Raw genomic sequence first — 5270 nt, 5'->3', positions numbered from 1 at the left:
ACTCGGCCTCGGCCCGGGCCAGCCACGCCTGTCCCTCGGGACCCTGGGGCGTGCCGTCGTCGCGGGTGGCCGTCGTCCGCGCCAGTTCCACCAGTTCGGCCGCGGTGTCCGTCCAGCGACGGGCTCCCGCCTCGTCACCGGCCGACCGCAGCCGGGCCGCCGCGTCGGCCACCGCCGACAGCGCCAGGGCGGCGAGCCGCACCGTGACGTCCGGACGGGTACCCGCCTCGTCGATGAGGGCCGAGACCGTCGACCGCATCCACCGCACCGCGTCCTCGGGATCCTCGCGCAGCGCCGCCGCGTCGGTGAGCACGATGCCCGCGACGAGGGTGGCCATCCAGTCGAAAGGCCCCTCCAGCAGGGCACGCGCCCGGTCGGCGGCCGCGAAGTCACCGCGCGCGAGCGTGACGTACAGCGCGGGACCCATCGTGTACCCGCCGGCGGCCGGCAGCACGTCGGCGTCGGCCGCCGCCGCGCGCACACACTCGTCCCAGCGGCCCAGCACGTTCAGCACCAACAGCCGCAGGTAGCGCATCTCCAGCGGATACGTCGACGACAACAGCCCGGCGCGCCGCGCCCGGTCCAGGCCCTCCGTCAGCCAGGGCACACACTCCGCGAGGGCACCGGACTCGTAACAGCCCATGGCCAGGTTGAACAGGGCGCGCAGCTCCACGGGCGCGTTGCCCGAACTCCGGGCCAGTTCCCGGGCTTTGATCAGCCGCTGCCGGCCCGCCGCGCCGCGCCGCCCCTCGCCGTCGAAAACGGCCAGGGAGATCAGCAGGTCCGCCTGGGCATCGGTCACCCGCAGCCGCTCCGCCACCCCCAGGGCCCGGCGGGCGACCTCGAGCGCGGTCTCGTTCTCCCCGACGTGGCGTGCGGCCAGGACATGGGTGGCCGCCGCCCACACCCAGGTCGGGGACGGCGGGTCCTCCGGGATCATCGCCAGTGCCTCGCTGCTGTACGCGAACGCCGCCGTCAGGCTGTCCACGCTCAGCAGGTTCCCGGCGAGGGTGTAGCGGACCCGCGCGGCGAGTTCGGACTCGGCGTCCTGGCCGAGTCCGGCCAGCGCGGACCGGGCGAGGGACACCGCCCGGTGCAGTTCCCCGGCGTGCGCGGCCGCCGCCGACGCCCGCAGCGTCAGTGTCACCCGTTCGACGCCCGGGGGCCGGGCCCCGGGACCGACCGCCGACCACAGGTCCAGGGCCGCTTCGAGATGCCGTTGTTCCTCGGCCGGCGCACCGACTCGCTGGGCGTGATCGGCGGCCTCCAGTGACGCGGCCAGCGCCTCGGGGAGGTCGTGGCTCTCCCGGTAGTGGTGGGCGCGCTCGGCGGCGCTCTCGACCCGCCCGCGCCCGGCGAGCAGCCGTGCGAACGCGCCGTGCAGCCTCGCCCGCTCCCCGGGCAGCAGGTCGGCGTAGACGGCCTCGCGGGCGAGCGCGTGCCGGAAGGAGTACGTGTCCCCGTCGCCGGCCACGAGCAACTGCCGCCCCACCGCCTCGCGCAGCGCCGACTCCAGCTCCGCCTCCGGCAGCCCGGCCGCCTCCCGCAGCAGGTCGTGCTCCACCCGGCGCCCGGCGACGGAGGCGGTCCGCAGCACCTGCTGGGCCATCTCGGAGAGCTGCTCGAAGCGGATCAGCAGTACATCGGCGAGTCCGCTGGGCACACCACCCGACTCGGTGTCGGTGGCGGCGAGCAACTCCTCCGCGTAGAAGGCGTTCCCCTCGGCCCGCTCCACGATCCGCCGCACCGTGGCGTCCGGCAGCGGCCGGGTCTCCAGGGCCCGCACCAGCCGGTCGACGTCGGGATCGGCCAGCGGCCGCAGCTCCATCCGCTCGACGACGGGCAGCCGCACCAGCTCCGCCAGCAGCGGCCGCAGCGGATGCCGGCGGTGCAGGTCGTCCATCCGGTAGGAGGCGAACACCGCCAGCCGGTGCCGGAGAACGCCCCGGCCCAGCAGGAACCGCAGCAGGTCCCGCGACGACTGATCCGCCCAGTGCAGATCCTCCAGCACGAGCAGCAGCGGCGCGACCTCCGCGACCTCGGCCAGCAGCCCCGCCATCCCCTCGAACAGCCGCAGCCGCCCGTCCACGTCCCGTACGGAGTCGGTCCCGGCCCCCAGCAGTCGCTCGACCACGGGATGAGCGGCGAGAGCACCGGAGAACCGCTCATCGGCGGCCAGCACCCCGAGAATCTCGGTGAACGGGAGGTAGGGCAGCCCGACGTCCCCGAGATCCACACAGTGCCCGGTGAGCACGGTCATGCCCGCCGCGGCGGCTTGCCTCCCGACCTCGTCGAGCACCCGGGTCTTGCCGACCCCGGCGTCCCCGGCGATCAGCACGGCCCTGGCTTCACCGCCTCGCGCACGCTCCAGTACACCGGAGAGTCGCGTGAGTTCGGCATCCCGCCCGACGACGGGCGTGGCCGATGACGCCTGCTGCACAGAACCAACTTTCTTCTCAGGGGCGCGGGACGTCGACATGGTGCGGCTCCGCCGCGTGGGCGCGAACAACCGCACATCACCCGCAGCCGCCACCGGACAGCGGGCGTCGAGCTCCTAGGAGCGCAACACCTTCGCCCAGTCCGCCGGCACCCGCCCCGCCGGCCCCGGCGCGGGCTGGTCATCCGGATGACTCACCGGCTCCGCCAGCTCCGGCCCGCCCTCGTACAACTCGTTCGTCCGGTAGTTCCAGTACCAGTCCTCACCCGGCTCGAAGCTCTGCACGAACGGATGCCCGGTCTCCCGGAAATGCCCCGTCGCGTGCTTCGCCGGCGAACTGTCACAACACCCCACGTGCCCGCACTGAGCACACCGCCGCAGATGGAACCACCATCCCCCGGCCGCGTCACACTCGGCACACCCGCTGCCGCTGGGCCGCACACTCGGGTCGATCCCGTTCTCGCCACTCATGCAGACTCCTCCTCGACCGCTGTCAGCGGCAGCAGTACCTGGAACCGTGTGTCCCCGGGCTGCGACTCCACCCGGATGCTGCCATGGTGCTTGTTGACCACGATCCGCCAGGAGATGTCGAGCCCCAGCCCGGTCCCCTCACCCACCGGCTTGGTGGTGAAGAAGGGATCGAAGATCCGCTCCCGGTCCTCCGCCGGGATGCCGACTCCGGTGTCACGGAACTCCACCAGCAGCCGGTCGTGTTCCGCGGCCGTCCGCACGGTCAGCGTCCCCTCCCCGCCCGCGCTGATCATCGCCGAGACCGCGTTGTCGATCAGGTTCGTCCACACCTGGTTGAGCTCCGCCGGGTACGCCGGGATCCTCGGCAGCGTGCGGTCGTAGTCCTTGACGACCTTGATCTGCTTGCCGATCTTGCCGGACAGCATCAGCAGGGTGGAGTCGAGCAGTTCGTGGACGTCGGCGTTCTGGAAGGGCGCCCGGTCGAGCTGCGAGTACTGCTTCGCCGCGTCGACCAGGTGCGAGATGCGCGTGGTGGAGTCGTTGATCTCGTCCATCAGGAGCTCGGTCTCGACGGTGTAGTTGAGCCACCCGATCGCGCTGGGCAGGATGTCCTCGTCCACGGCGGCCGCGACCTGGTCGAGCCAGTCCACGTCGAGACCGGCCTGGACGAAGGTGGGCGCGATCCGCCAGCCCTCCGGGATGCCCTGGTCGTCCAGCCAGTCGGTGACGGCGTCCTCCCGGTCGGACGCCTCCAGCGGACTCAGCACCGGCGCCTTCGCGACCCGCTCGGCGGTGCGCTCCTGGATGTCGATCAGGTTGGCCATGACCTCGGGGGAGTACGAACCCTGCGCGATGATCGCCAGCTTGTGCCGCATCTTGCCGACCCGTTCCCGCAGGGTCGCCGTCGCCCGCACGGCCGCCGCGGCGGGGTTGTTGAGCTCGTGCGTGAGCCCCGCGGACAACGAGCCCAGCGCCAGCAGCCGTTCACGCTGTCCGATGGCGCGCTGGGTGCTCTTGGAACCGAAGAACAGCCCCTCCAGCAGATGCACCGCCATCGGGAACCACTCCTGCATGATGTCCGCGAACGTGTCGGCGGGCAGCACGAAGAACCGCGTCGGCTCCGTGACGCGCATCGAGTTGTTGTAGACCTGCCGCACCCGGTCGCCCAGGTACGCCTGCATCGACCCCGCGTACACCCCGCGCTGCGAGGTCCGGGTCACCTCCACGTCGTCCCCGCCGACCCGGCGGTACAGCACCACCGTGCCTTCGAGCATCACGTAGAAGCAGGTCGCGGGCTCGCCCTCGGTGTACACCGGCCCGGGCTCGAACCGCTCCACCCGCCCCTCGCTGCACAGCCTGCCGAGCTGCTCGGGCGTGAGCTTCTCGAACAGGAACAGCGCCCCGATCTCCTGCGGGTTGCAGGGCGCGGGCCGCCCGCTCACGACTGCTCCAGATACCGGTGGACGAGCATGACGGCCATGGCTCCCTCTCCGACGGCGGACGCGACCCGCTTCGCGGACTCCGAGCGGGCGTCGCCCGCCACGAACACGCCGGGCACATTGGTCTCCAGGTGGTACGGCGGCCGGTCCAGCTCCCAGTCCTCCGGGGGCCGGCCGTCGGCGCTCAGGTCGGGCCCGGCCAGGATGAACCCGCGCTCGTCGCGCAGCACGGTCCCGCCCAGCCAGTCGGTCAGCGGCGCGGCGCCGATGAACACGAACACCCACTGCGCGTCGACCTGTTCGGTCTGCCCGCTGTCCACGTCCCGCAGGGTCAGCCGCTCCAGACGGCCGTCGCCATGCGCCGACTCGACGACCGTGCGGGCCCGGACCTGGATGTTGGGCGACTCCTCGATCTGCTGGATCAGGTAGTGCGACATCGACGCCGTCAGTGACTCGCCGCGCACCAGCAGCGTCACCGACTTGGCGCCCCGGGACAGGTACATCGCCGCCTGTCCCGCGGAGTTGGCGCCGCCGACGATGTACACGTCCTGGTCCTGGCAGGAGGGCGCCTCCGTCAGCGCCGACCCGTAGTACACCCCGCAGCCGGTCAGTTCCTCGCAGCCGGGTGCCGCCAGCTGACGGTAGGACACGCCGGTAGCCAGGATCACGCTGTGCGCCGCCACCGCCGAGCCGTCGGAGAACCGTACGATCCGGGCGGCGCCGTTGACCTCCAGTGCCGTCACCTCGCGTGCGGTGAGGATCTCCGCGCCGAACTTCGTCGCCTGCCGCCGGGCCCGGTCGGTGAGCTGCGCCCCCGACACGCCGTCGGGGAAGCCGAGGTAGTTCTCGATGCGCGAGCTCTGACCCGCCTGCCCACCGGTCGCCGACCGCTCCACCAGCACGGTCCGCAACCCCTCGGAGGC

General features: G+C 72.3%; 4 protein-coding genes. All 4 read right to left on the bottom strand.

What is annotated here, in order from left to right:
* A partial coding sequence (locus ABT116_RS39190; protein ID WP_502984017.1) for an ATP-binding protein occupies window positions 1-2479 on the bottom strand: 2479 nt, incomplete at its 3' end.
* 75 nt (window positions 2480-2554) lie between these two features.
* Window positions 2555-2908, bottom strand: coding sequence for a UBP-type zinc finger domain-containing protein (locus ABT116_RS39185; protein ID WP_351644444.1), 354 nt, complete (start codon window positions 2906-2908; stop codon window positions 2555-2557).
* Window positions 2905-4350: an ATP-binding protein gene (locus ABT116_RS39180; protein ID WP_351644441.1), complete on the bottom strand. Its 1446-nt coding sequence runs from the start codon at window positions 4348-4350 to the stop codon at window positions 2905-2907. Before ABT116_RS39180 ends, ABT116_RS39185 begins: the two co-directional genes overlap by 4 nt.
* Window positions 4347-5270: NAD(P)/FAD-dependent oxidoreductase (locus tag ABT116_RS39175; protein ID WP_351644438.1), on the bottom strand; the 924-nt coding region annotated here is incomplete at its 5' end. The genes ABT116_RS39180 and ABT116_RS39175, both read right to left, overlap by 4 nt.

The organism is Streptomyces sp. NPDC002130 (assembly GCF_040296465.1).
GTDB lineage: Bacteria > Actinomycetota > Actinomycetes > Streptomycetales > Streptomycetaceae > Streptomyces.
Note: the sequence above shows the minus strand (reverse complement) of the source record. Positions and strands in the feature narration are given on the sequence as shown.

Bases quoted from the DNA above. Each gene is read 5' to 3' on its own strand.
- ABT116_RS39185 (WP_351644444.1), bottom strand. From the start codon at position 2,908: ATGAGTGGCGAGAACGGGATCGACCCGAGTGTGCGGCCCAGCGGCAGC.